At 61.4% G+C, this 21,156-nt stretch carries 17 protein-coding genes; 9 read left to right on the forward strand and 8 right to left on the reverse strand.

The window, feature by feature from the left end:
• Positions 1–14: 14 nt before the first annotated feature.
• A complete protein-coding gene (locus JN524_RS22205) occupies positions 15–908 on the forward strand; it encodes a LysR substrate-binding domain-containing protein (protein ID WP_202370716.1) in 894 nt (297 codons plus the stop codon).
• Here the strand turns inward: JN524_RS22205 and JN524_RS22210 are convergent.
• From JN524_RS22210 to JN524_RS22230, 5 genes are all read right to left on the reverse strand, one after another.
• Positions 874–1,488: a GNAT family N-acetyltransferase gene (locus tag JN524_RS22210; RefSeq protein ID WP_096795963.1), complete on the reverse strand. Its 615-nt coding sequence runs from the start codon at positions 1,486–1,488 to the stop codon at positions 874–876. The two genes, JN524_RS22205 and JN524_RS22210, sit on opposite strands and share 35 nt — an antisense overlap.
• A 14-nt stretch (positions 1,489–1,502) precedes the next feature.
• The gene (locus JN524_RS22215; RefSeq protein ID WP_003224166.1) at positions 1,503–3,758 is read right to left on the reverse strand and encodes an Orn/Lys/Arg decarboxylase N-terminal domain-containing protein; all 2,256 of its coding nucleotides are present in this window, start codon (positions 3,756–3,758) and stop codon (positions 1,503–1,505) included.
• 206 nt (positions 3,759–3,964) lie between these two features.
• The gene (dnaQ, locus tag JN524_RS22220; RefSeq protein WP_139055851.1) at positions 3,965–4,723 is read right to left on the reverse strand and encodes a DNA polymerase III subunit epsilon; all 759 of its coding nucleotides are present in this window, start codon (positions 4,721–4,723) and stop codon (positions 3,965–3,967) included.
• A gap of 195 nt (positions 4,724–4,918) precedes the next feature.
• On the reverse strand, positions 4,919–5,380 hold the full coding sequence (gene rnhA, locus JN524_RS22225) for a ribonuclease HI (protein ID WP_003224162.1): 462 nt from the start codon (positions 5,378–5,380) through the stop codon (positions 4,919–4,921).
• A 91-nt stretch (positions 5,381–5,471) separates the two neighbouring features.
• Positions 5,472–6,230 (reverse strand): methyltransferase domain-containing protein, encoded by a 759-nt coding sequence (locus JN524_RS22230; protein WP_003224159.1) that lies wholly within the window; start codon positions 6,228–6,230, stop codon positions 5,472–5,474.
• Positions 6,231–6,296: 66 nt separating this feature from the next.
• Here JN524_RS22230 and gloB point away from each other — a divergent pair, with 66 nt between their 5' ends.
• The 8 genes from gloB to fabI all read left to right on the forward strand — a co-directional run bounded on the left by gloB (position 6,297) and on the right by fabI (position 17,002).
• Entirely contained in the window at positions 6,297–7,064 is a 768-nt protein-coding gene (gene gloB / locus JN524_RS22235) for a hydroxyacylglutathione hydrolase (RefSeq protein ID WP_202370717.1), read from the forward strand.
• Positions 7,065–7,163: 99 nt separating this feature from the next.
• Positions 7,164–8,630, forward strand: a complete 1,467-nt coding sequence (locus JN524_RS22240) for a LysM peptidoglycan-binding domain-containing protein (protein ID WP_202370718.1) — start codon at positions 7,164–7,166, stop codon at positions 8,628–8,630.
• A 176-nt stretch (positions 8,631–8,806) separates the two neighbouring features.
• Positions 8,807–10,639 carry an extracellular solute-binding protein gene (locus tag JN524_RS22245; RefSeq protein WP_202370719.1) on the forward strand — a complete coding sequence of 611 codons (1,833 nt, stop codon included), beginning with the start codon at positions 8,807–8,809 and terminating at the stop codon, positions 10,637–10,639.
• A complete protein-coding gene (locus JN524_RS22250; RefSeq protein ID WP_135295527.1) occupies positions 10,636–12,477 on the forward strand; it encodes an extracellular solute-binding protein in 1,842 nt (613 codons plus the stop codon). The genes JN524_RS22245 and JN524_RS22250 overlap by 4 nt, the downstream gene beginning before the upstream one ends.
• Positions 12,478–12,481: 4 nt before the next feature.
• The gene (locus JN524_RS22255; RefSeq protein WP_202370720.1) at positions 12,482–13,555 is read left to right on the forward strand and encodes a microcin C ABC transporter permease YejB; all 1,074 of its coding nucleotides are present in this window, start codon (positions 12,482–12,484) and stop codon (positions 13,553–13,555) included.
• A gap of 1 nt (position 13,556) precedes the next feature.
• The gene (locus JN524_RS22260; RefSeq protein ID WP_007910587.1) at positions 13,557–14,576 is read left to right on the forward strand and encodes an ABC transporter permease; all 1,020 of its coding nucleotides are present in this window, start codon (positions 13,557–13,559) and stop codon (positions 14,574–14,576) included.
• A 1-nt stretch (position 14,577) separates the two neighbouring features.
• On the forward strand, positions 14,578–16,188 hold the full coding sequence (locus JN524_RS22265; RefSeq protein WP_202370721.1) for an ABC transporter ATP-binding protein: 1,611 nt from the start codon (positions 14,578–14,580) through the stop codon (positions 16,186–16,188).
• A 19-nt stretch (positions 16,189–16,207) separates the two neighbouring features.
• Positions 16,208–17,002, forward strand: coding sequence for an enoyl-ACP reductase FabI (fabI, locus tag JN524_RS22270; protein WP_003202751.1), 795 nt, complete (start codon positions 16,208–16,210; stop codon positions 17,000–17,002).
• A 376-nt stretch (positions 17,003–17,378) separates the two neighbouring features.
• Here fabI and JN524_RS22275 read toward each other — a convergent pair whose 3' ends face one another.
• The 3 genes from JN524_RS22275 to JN524_RS22285 all read right to left on the reverse strand — a co-directional run bounded on the left by JN524_RS22275 (position 17,379) and on the right by JN524_RS22285 (position 21,148).
• Positions 17,379–18,344: a sensor domain-containing diguanylate cyclase gene (locus JN524_RS22275; protein WP_202370722.1), complete on the reverse strand. Its 966-nt coding sequence runs from the start codon at positions 18,342–18,344 to the stop codon at positions 17,379–17,381.
• Positions 18,345–18,405: 61 nt separating this feature from the next.
• Positions 18,406–18,984 (reverse strand): hypothetical protein, encoded by a 579-nt coding sequence (locus JN524_RS22280; RefSeq protein ID WP_202370723.1) that lies wholly within the window; start codon positions 18,982–18,984, stop codon positions 18,406–18,408.
• Between the two features lies 1 nt (position 18,985).
• Positions 18,986–21,148 carry a xanthine dehydrogenase family protein molybdopterin-binding subunit gene (locus JN524_RS22285; protein ID WP_202370724.1) on the reverse strand — a complete coding sequence of 721 codons (2,163 nt, stop codon included), beginning with the start codon at positions 21,146–21,148 and terminating at the stop codon, positions 18,986–18,988.
• Positions 21,149–21,156 lie beyond the last annotated feature (8 nt).

Here is a 21,156-nt window from a genome sequence, read left to right on the forward strand (position 1 = left end):
CATGGACTTCACGCATGCGTTTACGTCATATCGAAGTGATTCAGGCGCTCTTGCAGACCGGTCACCTGGGCACCGCCGCCGAATGGCTGCAGCTCCCGGTGACCGAGGTCGAAGAGCGTTTGCGCGAAGCCGAGAGCGAGTTGGGGCTCATGCTGTTCGCCAGCGTACGCGGCCGGCTGCAATCGACGCCTGAAGCGCGGGCGTTGCAGGTGGAAATCGCTCACGTCTATCAGGCGCTGGAGCCGGTGCAGCGTCTGGCCAGCAGCCTCAAGCAATACCTCGCCCCGCCCCTGCGCATCATCGGCACCCCGCCGCTGGCGCAACAGCTGTTGCCGCAAAGCATCGCGCTGCTGCGCCGACGTTTGCCCGATGCGCCCTGCCGTTTGCTCAGCTCTCCCACTTGCGACATCATCCGCAGTCTGCTGCTGCGCGAAAGCGATCTGGGCCTGAGTCTGCACGATCCGGAACATCCCGATATCCACTGCCAGCCATTGGCCCACGGCAAGCTGCACCTGCTCGCTCCCCACGGCTGGTTGCAACCGAAGCAGAAATACATTTCCCTGCAGGATCTCGCTGGCCAGGCAATGGTCGGCCTCGAAGGCCACGACCCGTTGAGCCCGGCGCTGGAGAGCAAACTCCAGGCCCTGCGCCCGGCACCGAGTATCCAGACGCGGGTGCAAACCCATCAGATGATGCGCAGCATGGTCGAGGCCGGCGAAGGCCTGGCCATCGTCGACCCGTTCACCGCGCTCGGGGCTAGGGCGAACGGGCTGGATGTCTGCCCGTTGTCACCGGCGGTGCCGATCAGCCTGTATGCCCTGACCTACCGACACAGCGCCATGCCGGCCGCGATTCAGACCCTGCTGACGATTGTCACGGAACAAGCCGAGGCGATGCTGGCGAGCTGAGCGGGTGTTCCAGCGGGTTATCGAACAGTCGATACCAGAACAGCGCAATTTCCGCAGTGTTCGGATCAATCCCGCGATAACGCAAATGGTCGATACCACCAATTTCGTAACCACAGCGCTCATACAAACGACAGGCGCCGAGGTTATTGTTCTGCGTCTCGAGCATGATCCCCGGCAGTTTTTTCTTGCGACTCCAGAACTGCGCGACATCCAGCAGCGCCTTGGCCACACCATGCCGGCGCGCCGGTGCGTGCACCGCGAGCTCATCAATGTGAGCAAAGCCGTTCCAGTTGGTGCTGATCACCAGATGGCCGACCGGCTCGTCATCGAGATACGCCATGAAAATCGCGCTGTCGGCGGCATCGCGATAGCTGCTGAACTCTTCAGGATCAATGCCGTAGCACTTGCGATACGGCACGATCGGCGTCACCGCCCAGCGCTCGACCGGTTGGCCAATGACGGCTGCACCGTACGCGGCGACCTCGAAACTGAAGTCGCTGCCCCAGATGTACGCCGCGAAACCATCGTCGGCGACACGCACCGACAGCCCTGGGTATTTCGGATTCATGACCGGTTGCATACTCGGAAAAGTCCTCATTCCTTGACGCAATCGACGGTGTACTGCCGTCCATTGCCCTCGTCTTCATGTTGCAGTCCATGCACATCAGCGACAAAACCGGGGAAGCTGCTGTCGAACGTGCGGGCAAACTTCAGGTAGTCAATGATCGAGCGGGTTGCCTCGGTAAAGCGCTCGCCGGGCATGATCAATGGAATTCCCGGTGGATACGGCACCAGCATCACCGCCGCGATCCGTCCTTCCAACTCGTCGATCGGCACCGCCTCGACTTCGCCGCGCACCAGATGATCATAGGCATGGGCCGGCTTCATGGCGATTTCCGGCAGCACCGTGTACATGCGTTTCAGATGTTTGGCCGTGGCATTGCTGCGGTAACAGGCGTGCAGTTGATCGCACAGGTCACGCAGGCCCATGCCGCGATAGCGCGCGGTGTCTTGCTGCGCCACGCACGGCAGGCAGGTCGCGAGACTGACGTTGGCGTCGTAACTGCGCTTGAATTCCAGCAATTCGGTGAGCAGCGTGCTCCACTTGCCCTTGGTGATGCCCATCGAGAACAGCACCAGGAACGAATACAGCCCGGTCTTCTCCACCACCAGCCCGCGCTCCCAGAGGAATTTGCTGACCACCGCCGCCGGGATGCCTTTCTCGCTCAACGCGCCGCCGGCATTCAACCCGGGCATGACCAGGGTCACTTTGATTGGGTCGAGCAGCACATAGTCGTCACTGACTTCGCCGAAGCCGTGCCAGTCGGCATCCGGCTGCAACAGCCAGTCTTCGGTCTGCACCCGATCGATGCCTTCGACACCGGGCGGCTGCCAGATCGAAAACCACCAGTCGTCCGCCGCAATGTGCTGGCGCAGATTGGCCAGCGCCCGGCGAAAACTCAGCGCTTCATCGAAGGTTTCCTGCAACAGCGAGCGCCCGGCCGGGCCTTCCATCATCGCCGAGGCCACATCCAGCGAAGCGATGATGCTGTACTGCGGCGAAGTCGAGATGTGCATCATGAACGCTTCGTTGAAACGGTCACGGTCCAGCTGCCGCGCTCCGCCGTCCTGCACATGAATCATCGAGGCCTGGCTGAACGCGGCGAGCAGCTTGTGCGTGGAGTGAGTGGTGAACACCAGCGGGCTGTCTTCGGTGCGCGAGGTGGCCATGCCATAACGCCCGGCGAAGAACTCGTGAAACGCCGCGTAGGCATACCACGCCTCGTCGAAATGCAACACTTCAACGCTATTGCCCAGGCTCTGCTTGATCAGCTCGGCGTTGTAGCACAGGCCGTCGTAGGTCGAATTGGTCACCACCGCCAGTTTGACTTTCGGCGCCCGGCCTTTGGTCAGCGGGCTGGCGTCGATCTTGGCCTGAATCGATTCGCGACTGAATTCGCTCAGCGGAATCGGGCCGATGATCCCCAGCTCATTGCGCTCCGGGCACAGGTACAGCGGGATCGCGCCGGTCATGATGATCGCGTGCAACACTGACTTGTGACAGTTGCGATCAACCAGCACCAGATCATCACGACCGACCATCGAGTGCCAGACGATCTTGTTGGCAGTCGAGGTGCCATTGATCACAAAAAAGGTGTGATCGGCGCCGAAGTTGCGCGCGGCGCGCTCTTCGGCTTCGGCCAGCGGCCCAGTGTGATCGAGCAGTGAACCGAGTTCCGGCACCGATACCGACAAGTCCGAACGCAGGGTGTTTTCGCCAAAGAACTGATGAAACGCCTGCCCCACCGGACTCTTGTGATAGGCCACGCCACCGCCATGCCCGGGGGTGTGCCAGGAATAGTTGGAGTCAGCGGTGTGCTGCACCAGCGCCTTGAAAAACGGCGGCAGCAGACCGTCCAGATACTTGCGCGCGGCCCGCGCCACTTGCCGCGCCAGAAACGGCACAGTGTCTTCGAACAGGTAGAGAATGCCGCGCAGTTGATTGAGCTCGGCCATGGCATCGGCGGGGGCGTTTTCCAGAGTGACCTGTTCGCCCAGCGCGAAGATCGGCAGATCCGGAGCCCGAACCCGCGCCAGACCGATCAGTTCGGCCATGTTCTGCAGCAGATGCGAGTGGGTGCTGGCGTCTTCGGCAGCGATCAGCATGCATGCCAGACCATGATGGGTCGACGCCACCAACCGCCCTTCGGTGTAGTCGATGGCCGAAACGATATTGAAACCTTCCTGCTCCAACTCCCGGGCGATGCCACGGATACGGTCACCGGCGACCGTGTCGGCCTTGATGTCGCGGTGGACGATCAACACCGGAAACTTCAAATCTTTGTACATGAGGCTCAGTGTCCCGAGGCGGCGGATCAAAGTCTGCCAATGCACTCAGGGTAGAGGGTTGCAGCGAAAGTGGCGAGGGTGGCCAGTTGGCTTCACTCAGCCAAAAGCAAAAGATCGCAGCCTGCGGCAGCTCCTACAAAGAAATGCGATCCCCTGTAGGAGCTGCCGAAGGCTGCGATCTTTTGATCTTTTGATCTTTTGATCTTTCAGGCCTGAGCATCAGCCTCGGCGATCTGCGTCCACAACGCCGGCCCGCCCGCCGACTTGGCAATGATCTCCAGCCGCGCCATATGCGCCGCCAGTTCATCTTCCGTCGCCCGAATGATCCGCGCAGGCTGACGACTCGCCGGCAGACGACGGATTTCGGTGGCGGAGTTGTCTGCGCCCTCACCCGTGCCATTGCCGTCGGAGGCGTTGCCGGCCAGCGACAGGCTGGTCTGGCCACCGGTCATGGTCAGGTAGACGTCGGCGAGAATCTCCGAGTCGAGCAAGGCGCCGTGCAGTTCACGGCCGGAGTTGTCGACGCCATAACGTTTGCACAAGGCGTCAAGGCTGTTGCGCTGCCCCGGGTGACGTTCCCGAGCCATCATCAGGGTGTCGAGGATGGTGCAATGCTGGGTGATGTCAGCGCGATCGTGCTGACCCATCAAGGCAAATTCGTTGTTGATGAAGCCAACGTCGAACGCCGCGTTATGGATGATCAGTTGCGCGCCGTTGATGAACTCGAAGAACTCGTCGGCGACTTCGGCGAAACGCGGTTTGCCGACGAGGAATTCGTTGGTGATGCCGTGAACGCCGATCGCGCCCTCGTCACTCTCGCGATCCGGTTGCAGGTAAACGTGAAAGTGCCGGCCCGTCAGGCGCCGACCGATCAGTTCGACACAGCCGATTTCAATGATCCGGTGACCATCGGTCACCGGCATGCCGGTGGTTTCGGTATCGAGTACAACGGATCTGGTGGCCATCAGTGTTCAATTCTCAACGGGGGGGTCAATCGTACAAAAGCGGCGATGTTAACACGCTCACTTCCAACCCTGTAGGAGCTGCCGCAGGCTGCGATCTTTTGATCTTGATCTTAAAAACAACATCAAAAGATCGCAGCCTGCGGCAGCTCCTACAGGGGAATGCATTCCAGATGGCAGGAGTGAGCCTGCTGGCAATCAGCTCTGCTTGTACCCGCGAACTTCATCCACCCCACGGTTGGCCAACTGGTCAGCCCGTTCGTTACCGTGGTGACCAATGTGCCCGCGCACCCACTTCCAGGTGACCTTGTGCCGGTTGACCTGCTCGTCCAGCTCTTTCCACAGATCAGCGTTTTTCACCGGCTCTTTCGCCGCTGTCTTCCAGCCGCGTTTTTTCCAGTTGGCCATCCACTCGTTGATGCCCTTCATCACGTATTGCGAGTCGGTCACCAGCAGCACTTCGCACGGCCGCTTCAAGGCTTCGAGGCCACGGATGGCGCCGAGCAGTTCCATGCGGTTGTTGGTGGTGTTGGCTTCGCCGCCCCACAGTTCCTTTTCGACGCCCTTGCACACCAGCAAGGCGCCCCAGCCGCCCGGGCCAGGGTTGCCCTTGCAGGCGCCGTCGGTGAACAGTTCTACGCTATCGACGCTTTCGCTCATGCCACTCTATCCAGAAAAATGCCTGGCCCCGTCAATCGCGGATCGACGATGGCCGCGGCCGGAGCACGTCCGGCCACTATAAAAAGAAGGTTTACGGTTCAATACGACGGCGGTTGACCTTGGCCATCGGCAGCGGAATCAGCTTGCCCATCGGCTCGCGACGCTCCTGACGCACCGGACGCAGGCCGACCACGATCTTGCGCGCGACCAATAAATAGAAGCCACCGCCCGACAGTTGCCAGTCACCGGCCTTGCGTTCCCAGCCGGCCAGTCGGGCCTGCCACTTGGGCGACGCGAGCGGCGGACGATAGCACCCGAAGCGGCGTTTCTCCAGCGCAAAGCCCAGCAGATTGAGCCAGTCGGCGACCCGCGACGGCGAGATACAGCGCGCCTGACGCAAGGCGTCGTGGGCGAATACGTGGCGCAAACCCCAGGTGCTCCAGGGGTTGATGCCGATGATCAGCAGATGCCCGCCGGGGCGTACGCTGCTCGCCGCTTCGCGCAGCAAACCGTGGGGCGACAGGCAGAAATCCAGACCGTGCTGCAACACCACAACATCGGCGGCGTGCTCGCTCAACGGCCAGGCCTGTTCCTCGCAGACGATCTCGACACCCGGCAACGGCGCGCCGAGCCGCACGTTGCGCTGCACCTGCGGCGCCGACGGCGGGGTCTGGGCCGACGGCCCGTAATGCACCAGGTAGCCGCCGAAGAACCGCCCCAACTCGTCTTCGAGCATGCGCCGTTCTTCATCCAGCAGAAATTGCCCGAGCGGGCCGGCCAGCCATTCACGGGCCGCGCCGATCAACGCCAGCCAGTCGGGATCGGCCTGAGCGAACGCTTTATCGGTCATGTCATTCTCCAACGCCGCTAGAAGCTCTAAGATGCGCCAATGTTTTCCGCTTGGCGAATTCCGACGATGATACAGATCAGTGCCCTGCCCGCGTTCACCGACAACTACATCTGGTTGTTACAGGATCACCGCAGCCAGCGTTGCGCCGTGGTCGACCCGGGCGATGCCGCGCCGGTGCAGGCCTGGCTGGCCGCACACCCGGGCTGGGTGCTGAGCGACATTCTGATCACCCATCACCATCACGATCACGTCGGCGGCGTCGAACGCCTGAAAGCGGCAAGCGGCGCCAAAGTCTACGGCCCGGCCAGCGAAAACATTCCGGGGCGCGACGTGGCGCTCAAGGACAACGACAAGGTCAGCGTGCTCGGCTGGGACTTCGATGTCTATGCGGTGCCCGGCCACACCCTCGGCCACATTGCCTATTACCACCACGGCCTGCTGTTTTGCGGCGACACCCTGTTCGCCGCCGGTTGCGGACGCCTGTTCGAAGGCACGCCAGAACAAATGCACCACTCGCTCAGCCGCCTCGCCAGCTTGCCCGAGGATACGCTGGTGTATTGCACCCATGAATACACCTTAAGCAATCTGAAATTCGCCGCGGCAGTCGAACCGAGCAACCCGGACATTGCCGCCCGTCTGGAAAAAGTTACCCGGCAACGGGAAAAAGGCGTGATGACCCTGCCCTCGACCCTGGCCCTGGAAAAGCTCACCAATCCGTTTTTGCGTACCACTGAAACATTAGTTACACAAAAAGTGGACGAACGGGCAGGCGCTCAAAACCGGGCGCCGAGTGAGGTTTTTGCGGCTCTGCGGGCATGGAAAGATAAGTTCTAAGTGACTCACCAGCTGGTACAAAAATTCTGAATGGTTGACCGCAGGGGGTGCGCTTTCTAGAATCGCCCGACATTTTTGCCCGGAACTTACTTCCAGCCAATGTCGTCATCCATACGTAAGTCCGTCAATTCAGACACGCTGACCCGCCTGGCGCAAGCCATCGCGGTGGCTGTGTCCGCCACGTTGGCGGGCTGTTCCAGCCATGCTCCGCAGCCTGAAGCGAGCCATACGCCGAACATTGCTGCGCGAGCCAAGCAGAAACCGATCTGGCTCAGCGAAAAGCCCAGTCCGCAGGTGCCTCAGGACATCTGGGAGCGCATGCGTGGTGGTTTCCAGCTGCAGGACGGCCTGGGCGTCAACCCGCGTATCGAGCAGCAGCGCCTGTGGTTTGCCAGCAACCCGTCCTTTCTGGAGAACGCCGGTGAACGCGGCAGTCTCTACATTCATTACATCGTCGAGCGTCTCGAAGAGCGCAACATGCCGCTGGAGCTGGCCCTGCTGCCAGTGATCGAGAGCGCCTACAACCCGATGGCCTATTCCCGGGCCGACGCTTCGGGCCTTTGGCAATTCATTCCGTCCACCGGTCGCTACTACAACCTGCGCCAGACCCGCTTCTATGATGGCCGTCGCGATATCACCGCCTCGACCACCGCCGCGATGGACTACCTGACTCGTCTGCACGACATGTTCAACGGTGACTGGCTGCTGGCCCTGGCGGCCTATAACGCCGGTGAAGGCACGGTCAGCCGCGCCATCGAGCGTAACGAGAAGCTCGGTCTGCCGACCGACTACTGGAACCTGTCGTCGTTGCCGGCAGAAACCCAGGCTTACGTGCCAAAACTGCTGGCCCTGTCGCAAGTGGTACTGGCCCCGGAAGCCTACGGGGTGAACCTCAACCCGATCGCCAACGAACCGTATTTCCAGGTCGTCGAAATCAACCAGCGCATGGACCTGTCCAAGGTCGCAGCGGTGGCCAACATCGACGAAGACGAGCTGTTCCAGCTCAACCCGGCTTTCAAGCAGCGCACCACCATCGACGGCCCGCAGCATCTGCTGGTGCCGACGTCGAAGGCGCAATTGCTGACCGCCAGCCTGCAGACCATGCGGCCTGAAGAGCTGATCAGTCCGCGCTCGCTGAAGCCGGTGTTCGACGGTGCCGACCCGACTGAAGTGGCGAAGCTCAAGCGCGCTTACCGGGTCAAACGCGGCGACAATCTCGGTTCCATCGCCAAGGCCAACAAGGTCGAAGTCAAGGATCTGCAGCGCTGGAACAAGCTGACCGGCAAGAACCTCAAGGTCGGCCAGACCCTGGTGATGCAGGACAACACCAAGCGCACCCCGGCGCGCAGCGGTGGCCGGGTCAACACGGTGATCGCCGCCAACAGCAAGACCAAAGGCAAGGCCGACAACCAGCAGCAGACCCAGTACAAGGTCAAGCGTGGCGACACCCTGTACGTGGTAGCCAAGCGTTTCAACGTCGAGATGCAACATCTCAAGCGCTGGAACCCGGGTGCCGGCAAGGCCCTCAAGCCTGGGCAGATGCTCACGGTTTATCAGCCGCACTGAGTTGAAATCAAAAGATCGCAGCCTTCGGCAGCTCCTACATTGATCCCTGTAGGAGCTGCCGAAGGCTGCGATCTTTTTTTTGCATTAACACAGCATTAACTCGCTATCTTTTTCCTGTCCAGACAAGCTGTTACTGTACGGCCACAAAAGCCCAAGCCGCCTGGATCGGATCTGACTTGAAGCGTCCCCTCCTCCTGCTCCTGATCAGCCTGGCCTTGAGCTCACCCGCAAGCGCGACGATTACCGAAAGTCACGGTTATGCGCAGTTCGGCACGCTCAAGTACCCGGCCAGATTTACCCACTTCGACTGGGTCAACCCGCAAGCGCCCAAGGGCGGTACGTTGCGGGTGATGGCGTTCGGCACCTTCGATACGGTCAACCCATACACGTTCAAGGGCACCAGCCCGGTTACCACACCGAATTTCCTGCAGTACGGCATCAATGAGCTGAACGAACCGCTGATGGTCGGCACCGGCCAGTATTCACCGTCCGGCGACGAGCCAGCATCGAGCTATGGCCTGATCGCGCAATCGGTGGAGTACAGCGAAGATCGCAGCTGGGTGGTGTTCAATCTGCGCCCGGAAGCGCGCTTTCACGACGGCACCCAGATCACCGCCTACGACGTGGCGTTCTCCTACCGAACACTGCTCAAGGACGGCCACCCGCTGTACCGCACCGCCCTGCAGGAAGTGTCGCGGGTCGACATCCTCAACCCGCAGCGCATTCGTTTCGTGATGAAACGCTCTGGCAATCCGTTACTGATCCTGCGCCTCGGCGAGTTGCCGGTGCTGCCGCAGCATTACTGGAAGGATCGCGACTTCAAGGCCACCACCTTCGAGCCACCGCTGGGCAGTGGCCCGTACCGCATCACCTCGGTAACGCCGGGGCGGCAGCTGATTTTCGAGCGGGTCAAGGATTACTGGGGCAAAGACCTGCCGGTCAATCGCGGCAAGTACAACTTCGATCGCATGGAAGTCGAGTTCTACCGCGACAGCGACGTGGCCTTCGAAGCGTTCAAGGCCGGCGAATTCGACATCTACATCGAGCATCAGGCGAAGAACTGGGCCAATGGCTACAACTTCCCGGCAGTGCGCCGTGGCGACGTGATCAAGGCGCAGATTCCGCACCAGATCCCGACCCAGAGCCAGGGCCTGTTCATGAACACCCGACGCGCGACCTTCAGCGACGTCAAGGTGCGCGAAGCGCTGGGCCTGATGTTCGACTTCGAATGGACCAACCGCGCGCTGTTCAGCGACGCCTACCAGCGCACCACCAGCTACTACCCTAACAGCGAGTTTTCCGCGACGGGGCTGCCGGTCGGGCATGAATGGCTGATGCTCAAGCCGTACAAGGAGCAACTACCGGCCAAGCTGTTCACCGAGCCGTTCACCCTGCCGCAAACCGATGGCCGTGGCATCCCGCGAGAGACCATGCGCAAGGCCCTGGCGCTACTCGCCGAGGCCGGCTGGAAGCTCAACGGCCAGCGCCTGCAAAACAGCGCAGGGCAGCCGCTGAGCTTCGAACTGCTGCTGGTCAATCCGAACCTTGAGCGGATCCTCCAGCCGTACATCGAGAACCTCAACAGCATCGGCATCGACGCGCGCCTGCGCACGGTGGATCGCGCCCAGTACAAACAGCGTCTGGACCAGTTCGATTTCGACATGATCCTGATGACCCTCAACCAGACCCTCAGCCCGGGTCTGGAGCAATGGCAGTATTTCCATTCCAGTCAGGTCGGGGTCAAGGGCAGCAAGAATTACGCTGGCATCGCCAACCCGGTGGTCGATCACCTGCTCGAACAATTGCTCGCCGCGCAAACCCGCGACGAACAGGTCGCCGCCGGCAAGGCGCTCGACCGCGTGCTGCTCTGGCAGCACTACAGCATTCCCAACTGGTACCTCAATTATCACCGACTGGCCTACCGCAACCGGTTGGCCTTCGTCACCACGCCGCCCTACACCCTGGGCCTGAGCGCGTGGTGGCTGAAATCTTCGGAGAACAATAAATGACGCCCATCCGCGCCCTGCTCGTGCAGGCCAGCGGTCTGCTGTTCGCCGGGCTGGCGATTGCCGCCCCGCAACACGCTGTGACCCTGTACAACGAGCCGCCGAAATACCCGGCGGACTTCAAGCAGTTCGATTACGTGAACCCCGACGCGCCCAAGGGCGGGATCTTCCGTCAGGCCGGGTTCGGCGGCTTCGACAGCCTCAACCCTTTCATCAGCAAAGGCGTGCCGGCCGATGATATCGGGCAGATCTACGACACCCTGACCAAACACAGCCTCGACGAGCCGTTCACCGAGTACGGCCTGATCGCCGCGAAGATCGAGAAAGCCCCGGACAACAGCTGGGTACGTTTCTACCTGCGCCCGGAAGCGCGTTTTCACGATGGCCATCCGGTGCGCGCCGAAGACGTGGTGTTCAGCTTCCAGACGCTGACCAAGGACGGCTCGCCGCTGTTTCGCGGCTACTACAGCGATGTCGAAGAGGCCATCGCCGAAGACCCGCTCAAGGTGCTGTTCAAGTTCAAGCACACCAACAATCGCGAGTTACCGCTGATCCTCGGTCAGCTCCCGGTGCTGCCGAAACACTGGTGGGCCAGTCGTGATTTTTCCAAGGGCAATCTGGAGATCCCGCTGGGCAGCGGCCCGTACAAGGTCGCCGAAGTGAAAGCCGGGCGCTCGGTGCGCTATGAACGGGTCAAGGACTACTGGGGCAAGGATCTGCCGGTCAATCGCGGGTTCTACAACTTCGACGTAATGACCACCGATTACTACCGCGACAACACCGTCGCCGTCGAAGCGCTGAAGGCCGGCCAGTTCGATTACTGGCTGGAAATGACCGCGAAGAACTGGGCCAACGCTTACAACATCCCGGCGGTCACCGAAGGCCGCTTGATCAAGGAACAGATCGCCAACAGCAACCCGACCGGCATGCAGGGCTTCGTCTTCAACCTGCGCCGTCCGGTGTTTCAGGATGTGCGGGTGCGCCAGGCGCTCGGCCTGCTGTTTGATTTCGAATGGACCAACAAACAGCTGTTCAACGGTGCCTACTTCCGCACCCGCAGCTATTTCGAGAACTCGGAAATGGCCGCCACCGGCCTGCCCGACGCCGAGCAACGGGCGATCCTCGAACCGTTTCGCAGCAAACTGCCGGCCCAGGTGTTCAGCGAAGCCTTCGAGAACCCCAAGACTGACGCCAGCGGCATGATCCGCGCCCAACAGCGTGAGGCCTATCAACTGCTGCAAGAGGCTGGCTGGAAGATCGTCGATGACAAAATGGTCGACGCCAACGGCAAACCGGTGGTCATTGAGTTCCTTCTGGCGCAGACCGAATTCGAACGCGTGCTGCTGCCGTTCAAACGCAATCTGGCCGACCTCGGTATCGATCTGGTGATCCGCCGCGTCGACGTTTCGCAATACATCAACCGCGTGCGCTCGCGGGACTTCGACATGATGGTCGGCAGCTTCCCGCAATCCAACTCGCCGGGTAACGAGCAGCGCGAATTCTGGATGAGCGCCGCCGCCGACAAACCGAGCAGCCGCAACACCATGGGCCTGAAGGATCCGATCGTCGATCAACTGGTGGAGAACCTGATCAACGCCGACTCGCGCAGCAGCCTGGTGGCGCACGCCCGGGCGCTGGATCGGGTGCTGCAATGGGGTTACTACGTGGTCCCCAACTGGCACATCAAGACCTGGCGCGTGGCGTACTGGAACCACATCGGTCACCCGAAAGTCTCGCCCAAATACGACATCGGGATTAACACCTGGTGGGTCAAGCCTGACGCGAAACCCGCCATAGAAGTCGAAACCAAACTGCAAGCCGACCCTGTGGGCACGGAGTAATCAGATGCTGGCGTATATCTTTCGGCGACTGCTGCTGATCATCCCGACCCTGTTCGGCATCCTGCTGATCAACTTCGTGATCATCCAGGCCGCACCCGGCGGCCCGGTGGAACAAATGATCGCCAAGCTCGAAGGCTTCGAAGGCGCCACCAGCCGCATCGCCGGTGGCGGTGCCGAGGTCTCGGTGGCCGGCTCCGCGTATCGTGGCGCGCAAGGCCTCGACCCGGCGCTGATCAAGGAAATCGAGCACATGTACGGGTTCGACAAGTCGGCCCCGGAACGTCTGTGGATCATGGTCAAGAACTACGCGAAGCTGGATTTCGGCGACAGCTTCTTCCGCGACGCCAAGGTCATCGACCTGATCAAGGAAAAGATGCCGGTGTCGATCTCGCTCGGGCTGTGGAGCACGCTGATCATGTACCTGGTGTCGATCCCGCTGGGGATCGCCAAGGCCACACGGCACGGCAGCCACTTCGACGTGTGGACCAGTTCGGCGATTATCGTCGGCTACGCGATTCCGGCGTTCCTCTTTGCGATTCTGCTGATCGTGGTGTTTGCTGGCGGCAGCTATCTGGACTGGTTCCCGCTACGCGGCCTGACCTCGAACAACTTCGATGAGCTGAGCCTGGGCGGCAAGATTCTCGACTATTTCTGGCACCTGGCGCTGCCGGTGACCGCGCTGGTGATCGGCAACTTCGCTACCATGACCCTGCTGACCAAAAACAGCTTTCTCGACGAGATTAACAAGCAGTACGTGGTCACCGCCAAGGCCAAAGGCCTGACGCGCAACCGCGTGCTCTACGGCCATGTGTTCCGCAACGCCATGCTGCTGGTGATTGCCGGGTTTCCGTCGGCGTTCATCGGCATCTTCTTCACAGGCTCGTTGCTGGTGGAGGTGATCTTCTCCCTCGACGGTCTGGGTCTGATGAGTTTCGAAGCGGCGATCAACCGCGATTACCCGGTGGTGTTCGGCACTCTGTTCATCTTCACCCTGCTCGGTCTGGTGGTGAAGCTGATCGGCGACCTCACCTACACCCTGGTCGATCCGCGCATCGACTTCGCCAGCCGGGAGCATTGAGATGAACCTGTCCCCTCTCAATCGCCGCCGGTTCGAACTGTTCAAGGCCAACAAGCGTGGCTGGTGGTCGCTGTGGCTGTTTCTGATCCTGTTCGGCCTGAGCCTCGGCGCCGAGCTGATCGCCAACGACAAGCCGCTGGTGGTGCATTACGACAACAACTGGTACTTCCCGGCGATCAAGCGCTACCCGGAAACTGCGTTCGGCGGCGAATTCCCGCTGGAAGCCAACTACAAGAGCCCGTACATCCGCGAACTGCTCAAGGCCAAGGATGCATGGGTGTTGTGGGCGCCGATCCCCTACAGCTACCAGAGCATCAACTACGACCTGAAAGTCCCGGCACCGGCCCCGCCTTCGGCGGACAACCTGCTGGGTACCGACGATCAGGGCCGCGATGTGCTGGCGCGGGTGATCTACGGCTTCCGCATTTCCGTACTGTTTGCACTGACGCTGACTGTACTCAGCTCGATCATTGGCGTGATTGCCGGCGCGCTGCAGGGCTTCTATGGTGGCTGGGTCGATCTGGCCGGGCAGCGCTTTCTGGAGATCTGGTCGGGGCTGCCGGTGCTGTACCTGCTGATCATTCTCGCCAGTTTCGTCCAGCCGAATTTCTGGTGGCTGCTGGGGATCATGCTGCTGTTCTCGTGGATGAGCCTGGTCGACGTGGTGCGCGCCGAGTTCCTCCGTGGGCGCAACCTCGAATACGTGCGCGCCGCGCGGGCGCTGGGCATGCAGAACGGCGCAATCATGTTCCGCCATATTCTGCCCAACGCCATGGTTTCGACCATGACCTTCATGCCGTTCATCCTTACCGGCGCCATCGGCACCCTGACTGCGCTGGATTTCCTCGGCTTCGGTTTGCCGGCCGGCAGCCCGTCGCTGGGTGAACTGGTGGCCCAGGGCAAATCCAACCTGCAGGCGCCGTGGCTGGGCATGAGCGCGTTCGCGGTGCTGGCGCTGATGTTGAGTTTGCTGGTGTTTATCGGCGAGTCCGCTCGCGATGCCTTCGACCCGAGGAAGTGAAATGAATCAGGACAATCTGATCGAAGTGCGCGACCTCGCCGTCGAGTTCGGCTTCAACGAGCGCCTGCACCGGGTGGTCGAGGGCGTGAGCTTCGACATCAAACGCGGCGAAACCCTGGCGCTGGTCGGCGAGTCCGGCTCGGGCAAATCGGTCACGGCGCACTCGATCTTGCGCCTGCTGCCCTACCCGCTGGCCCGCCATCCAGCCGGCAGCATCACCTATGCCGGGCAGAATCTGCTGGGTCTGAGCGAAAAGACCATCCGCCACATCCGCGGCAACCGCATCGCGATGATCTTTCAGGAACCAATGACCTCACTCAACCCGTTGCACTCGATCGAGAAGCAGATCAACGAGGTGTTGGGCATCCACAAGGGCCTGACCGGTAAAGTCGCAACCAAGCGCACCCTGGAGCTGCTGGAGATGGTCGGCATCCCCGAGCCGCACAAGCGCCTCAAGGCCCTGCCCCACGAATTGTCCGGCGGCCAGCGCCAGCGGGTGATGATCGCCATGGCGTTGGCCAACGAGCCGGAACTGCTGATCGCCGACGAGCCGACCACCGCACTGGACGTGACCGTTCAGCTGAAAATCCTCGATTTGCTCAAGGAACTTCAGGCTCGATTGGGCATGTCGCTGCTACTGATCAGTCACGATTTGAACCTGGTGCGAAGAATTGCGCATCGCGTATGTGTCATGCAGCGCGGTTGCATCGTCGAACAGGCATCGTGCGCAGAGCTGTTCCGTTCGCCGCAGCATCCGTACACTCGGGAATTGCTCGGCGCGGAGCCCAGCGGAGGCCCGGCGACCAATAAAATCGGGGCGCCGCTACTCGAAGTCGAGAACCTCAAAGTCTGGTTCCCGATCAAGAAAGGCCTGCTCAAGCGCACGGTGGATTACGTCAAGGCAGTGGACGGCATCAATTTCAGCCTGCCTCAGGGTCAGACGCTGGGGATCGTGGGGGAAAGCGGTTCCGGCAAATCCACGCTGGGTCTGGCGATTTTGCGGCTGATCGGCAGCAAAGGCGCCATTCGCTTTGAGGGCAAACAGCTAGACTGCCTGACGCAGAACGAGGTTCGCCCGTTGCGTCGGGAGATGCAGGTGGTGTTTCAGGACCCGTTCGGCAGCCTGAGCCCGCGGATGTGCGTCAGCGACATCGTTGGCGAAGGCCTGCGGATCCACAAGATGGGCACCGCCGCCGAGCAGGAAGCGGCGATTATTGCGGCATTGAAGGAGGTAGGTCTGGATCCGGAAACCCGGCACCGCTACCCTCACGAATTTTCCGGTGGGCAACGGCAACGTATCGCCATTGCCCGGGCTTTGGTGCTGAAACCGGCGCTGATCCTGCTGGACGAGCCGACTTCGGCGCTCGACCGCACGGTGCAGCGGCAAGTGGTGGAGCTGTTGCGTTCACTGCAAGCCAAGTACAACCTGACGTATTTGTTCATCAGCCATGACCTGGCTGTCGTCAAAGCGCTGAGCCACCAGTTGATGGTGGTCAAGCATGGCCAAGTGGTCGAACAGGGAGCTGCGCAAGATATTTTTGCCGCCCCCAAACATCCGTATACACAGCAGTTGCTGGAAGCCGCTTTTTTGGCACCAGCCACTGCGCAATAACCTGAAAGAGGAGCAACACATGGGTTTTCTCGCCGGTAAGCGCGTACTGATCGTCGGTGTCGCCAGCAAGCTGTCCATCGCATCCGGCATCGCTGCCGCCATGCATCGCGAGGGCGCTGAGCTTGCCTTCACTTATCAGAACGACAAACTCAAGGGTCGCGTTGAAGAGTTCGCACAGGGCTGGGGTTCGAGCCCTGAGCTGTGCTTCCCGTGCGACGTGGCCAGCGATGAAGAAATCGCCAAGGTCTTCGAAGAACTGAGCAAGAAGTGGGACGGCCTGGACTGCATCGTGCACTCCGTCGGCTTCGCTCCGGGCGACCAACTGGACGGCGACTTCACCGAAGCCACCACCCGTGAAGGTTTCCGCATCGCTCACGACATCAGCGCCTACAGCTTCGTGGCCCTGGCCAAGGCTGGCCGCGAAATGATGAAAGGCCGCAACGGCAGCCTGCTGACCCTGTCGTACCTGGGCGCCGAGCGCACCATGCCGAACTACAACGTGATGGGCATGGCCAAGGCTTCGCTGGAAGCTGGCGTACGTTACCTGGCCGGCTCCCTGGGCCCGGACGGCACCCGCGTCAACTGCGTATCGGCTGGCCCGATCCGTACCCTGGCAGCCTCGGGCATCAAGAACTTCCGCAAGATGCTGGCCGCCAACGAAGCGCAAACCCCACTGCGCCGCAACGTCACCATCGAAGAAGTCGGCAACGCCGGCGCCTTCCTGTGCTCCGACCTGGCGTCGGGCATCAGCGGTGAAATCATGTACGTGGACGGCGGCTTCAACACCACCGCCATGGGCAACATCGAAGAGTAATCTTCGGTCTGCCGAAAAAAAACCCGCCAATCGGCGGGTTTTTTTGTGCCTGCAATGTCTTGAACACCCCAAATCCCCTGTAGGAGTGAGCCTGCTCGCGATAGCGTCGGGTCAGCAGCATTGATGTGTCCGGGCCACCGCGATCGCGAGCAGGCTCACTCCTACAAGGTTCTGCGGTGTGCCGGGATTTTGTGAGTACCCGATAAACCTGTGGGAGCTGGCTTGCCAGCGATGAGGCCGGCACATTCAACACCGCTATCGCCTGACCGGACGCCATCGCTGGCAAGCCAGCTCCCACAAGGTTCTGCGGTGTGCCGGAATTTCGTGAGCACTCGATAAAACTGTGGGAGCTGGCTTGCCAGCGATGAGGCCTGAATCAGCGCCGTTTCAGCACCTGCTTGTGCGCATACATCGCCTCGTCGGCATCGGCCAGCAGTCGATCTATCGTTTCATGGCGTTGCGGATCGTATTCGATCTGGCCGACGCTGAAGCGAATGTCGTAGCCGCGCTGCAACATCGCATTGCGCTCGTCGAGGATTTCCTTGAGCCGGGCCATGATCGCTGTGGTTTCGACGTGACTGGAGCCGGTCAGCAGCGCCACGAACTCGTCACCGCCCAAGCGCCCAACTACATCGCTCTCGCGAAAAGCGATGCGCAGCACATCGGCAAAGGTCTTCAGCGCACTGTCGCCCTCGGCATGGCCGTAACGATCGTTGATCTGTTTGAAGTCATTGAGATCGAAAAACAGCAGCGTCGCCGGTTTGTCCCGGTGTTTGCAGGCGTCCAGCGCATGCTGGGCCAGGGTCTTGAAGCCGCGGCGGTTGGACAGCAGCGTCAGCTCGTCCATGCTCGCCATCTGCACCGCCATCAACTCTTGCTCGGCCATGCCGGCGAGATCGCGCAACAGGGCACGCTCCTCGTCGTCGAGTTCACGCGGCTGGGTGTCGATCAGGCACAACGTGCCCATTTTGTTGCCGTTGGGCACGGTCAGCGGGTAGCCCGCGTAGAAACGAATCTTCGGCTCGCCGGTGACCAGCGGATTGTCATGAAAGCGCTTGTCCTGCTTGGCATCAGGCACCAGCAGCAATTCGTCCTGAAGAATCGCGTGCCCACAGAACGACACATCACGCGGGGTTTCGTTGACGTCGAGGCCGACGCACGACTTGAACCATTGCCGGTCCTTGTCCACCAGCGTCACCAGCGCAATCGGCACGTTGAACAGGCGTTTGGCCAGCCGCGTGAGCCGGTCAAAACGCTCCTCCGGCGCCGAATCAAGAACCTTCAAGCCGTGCAGCGCTTGAATTCGGGTGGCTTCATTGGCGGGTTTGATCGGGGCCAGCATCACGCACTCCATCAGGGTCGATGACCGTTAGAGTAGCTTGATTCGCCAGCGACTCACACACTCAACCGCCCGCCACCGGACATGGCCCGCCAGCGTCGGCCCAAAGCTTGAACTGGGCCACAAAAATGTCATGCGGCACCGGCACCGGTGCGCGCCCTGCTCCGGGGTTCCAGCCCCACAACACCAGTTTGTCGTCGCTGACATGTTTGATCAGCGCGGCGAAATCACGGTCACCATTGCTCGAACGGTCCTTGATCATTGCGCACAACTTGTCCGGTGGCAGGCCGATCCAGGCCATCTTGTGCGCCGCCGGCGGCAGGCTCCAGTGCGGCGCCCCCGGCGGTGCATGCGGGCCATAACTGGCCGGCGGATTGCTCTCGGCGTGGCAGGTGGCGCAGGGCAAACCGGCGGCGCCCTTGCCGTCCATGCCGCGCACCACATTCATCGCGTGAGGTTTGCCCGCATCGAACTGCAGCGGCGAGTCGCCGGGGATGTGGCAGTTCTGGCAGCGCGGGCTCTGGAACACCTTCTGCACCGTGCCGAACGCCTTGAGTGCCTCCTGATCGTCGGCGAACAGGTCCGAGGCGTAGCCGCCCAGCCCCAGCAATATCACCGTGCCCAACAGCAGATGTCGTTTCATCTCACACCCCCGACAGTTGCAGCGGCAGTTCACGCAAGCGCTGCCCGGTCAGCGCATACACGGCATTGGCCACCGCCGGCGCGGTCGGCGGAACCCCGGCCTCGCCGATGCCGCCGGGCTTGTCGCTGCTGGGCACAATATGCACCTCGACCAGCGGCATCTCGTTGAGCCGCAGCACCTGGTAATCGTGATAATTGGACTGCACCACCGCGCCATCCTTGAGCGTCAGCTTGCTGTGCAGCGCCATGCCCAGGCCAAAGGTGATGCACGATTCCATCTGCGCCGCGATGCTTTGCGGATTGACCGCGATTCCGCAATCCACCGCACACACCACGCGGTGCACGCGGATCGCCAGATTATCCTGCGAAACCTCGGCCACCTGCGCCACATAACTGCCGAACGACTCGTGCACCGCCACACCCAATGCATGCCCGTCAGGCAACGGCGCTGTCCAGTTGGCCTTCTCCACCGCCAGATTCAGCACCCCGAGATGCCGCGCATGGTCCTTGAGCAAGGTGCGTCGATATTCGATCGGGTCCTTGCCCGCCGCCGTGGCCATCTCATCGATCAGCGACTCCATGACGAACGCGGTGTGGCTGTGCCCCACCGAACGCAGCCACAGCACATTGATCCCGGTCTGCGGCGAATGCAGTTCGACCTGTTGATGGGCCAGGCCCTTGATATACGGGCTGTCAGCCACGCCTTCGACCGAAGTCGCGTCGATGCCGTTCTTGACCATGGTCTGTTCGAGCATGGTGCCGGCCATGATCGACTGACCCACCAGCACATGCTGCCAGCTCAGCGGCATGCCCTGCCCGTCGAGGCCGATGCGCGCCTGATGCAGGAACATCGAGCGGTAATAACCGCCGCGAATGTCATCCTCGCGCGACCACACGGTTTTCACCGGCAGCCCGGCGGCTTTCGCAACTTGCACCGCTTCGGCGACGAAGTCCGAGGTCGGATTGGCCCGACGCCCGAAACCGCCGCCAAGAAACTCGGTATGAATTTCCACCTGTTCCGGTTTAAGCCCGGTGATCTTGCCGGCGACCATCTGGTCGAGGGTCTGAAATTGTGTGCCGGTCCAGATCTCGCACTTTTCGGCGCTGATCTTCACTGTGCAGTTCAGCGGTTCCATCGGTGCGTGCGCCAGATACGGCACGCTGTATTCGACATCGATTTTCTTCGCCGCCTTGTCAAAGTTGCCCTTCGGATCCCCAGCCTGACTGGCGGAAGTGCCCGGTGTCGCTGCCAGTTTGCGAAAACTGTCGAGCAGGCCCTGGCTGCTCAGGTCAGCGTGCGGCCCGAGATCCCAATCGACCTTCAGCGCATCGCGACCAAGTTTCGCCGCCCAGTAATGATCGGCAATCACCGCCACACCGGTCGGCACCTGCACCACTTTGTGCACACCGGGCACCGCCAGTGCCTCGGCGCCCTCGAAGGATTTGACCGTGGCGCCGAACACCGGTGCACGGGCAACCATCGCGGTCATTAAGCCCTCGAACTGCACGTCCATGCCGAACTTGGCGCGCCCGGTGATTTTCTCCGGGGTGTCGAGGCGTTTGGTCGGCTTGCCAATAACCTTCCAGTCCTTGGCCTCCTTGAAGGTGATCGACTTCGGATCCGGCACTGGCAGTTGCCCGGCGGCGTCCGCCAGTTCGCCGTACGTCGCGCGTTTATCGCCGGCGATCACGACGCCCGATTCGGTGCGAATCGTCGACGCAGCGACGTTGAAGCGCTTGGCCGCCGCTTCCACCAGCATCTGCCGCGCCGTGGCCCCGGCCAGCCGGTAACGGTCGAACTCCATCCAAGTCGAGGTCGAGCCGCCAGTAATCTGCATCCCGCCAAACGCCGGCATGCCGTAATTGGCCGCCGAGGCCGGCGAGTGCTCGACGCGGATCTTCGACCAGTCGGCGTCCAGCTCTTCGGCGATCAGCATGGTCAGGCCGGTCCAGATGCCCTGGCCCATTTCCGAGTGCCCGAGCAACACCGTCACGCTGTTGTCAGCGCCAATGCGCAAAAACGCATTCGGCGCGAAGACCTTGCCTTCATTCTCCGCCGCCAAGGCAAATCGATGGGCACCGGGGACGACAAACGCCACCACCAGACCGCCACCCAGCACGGCACTGCCCTTGAGAAAGCCGCGACGCGATACAGGACTGTTCATCGTCTATC

Origin of the sequence: Pseudomonas sp. MWU318 (assembly GCF_016756945.1) — a bacterium.
Classification (GTDB): Bacteria; Pseudomonadota; Gammaproteobacteria; order Pseudomonadales; family Pseudomonadaceae; genus Aquipseudomonas; species Aquipseudomonas putida_A.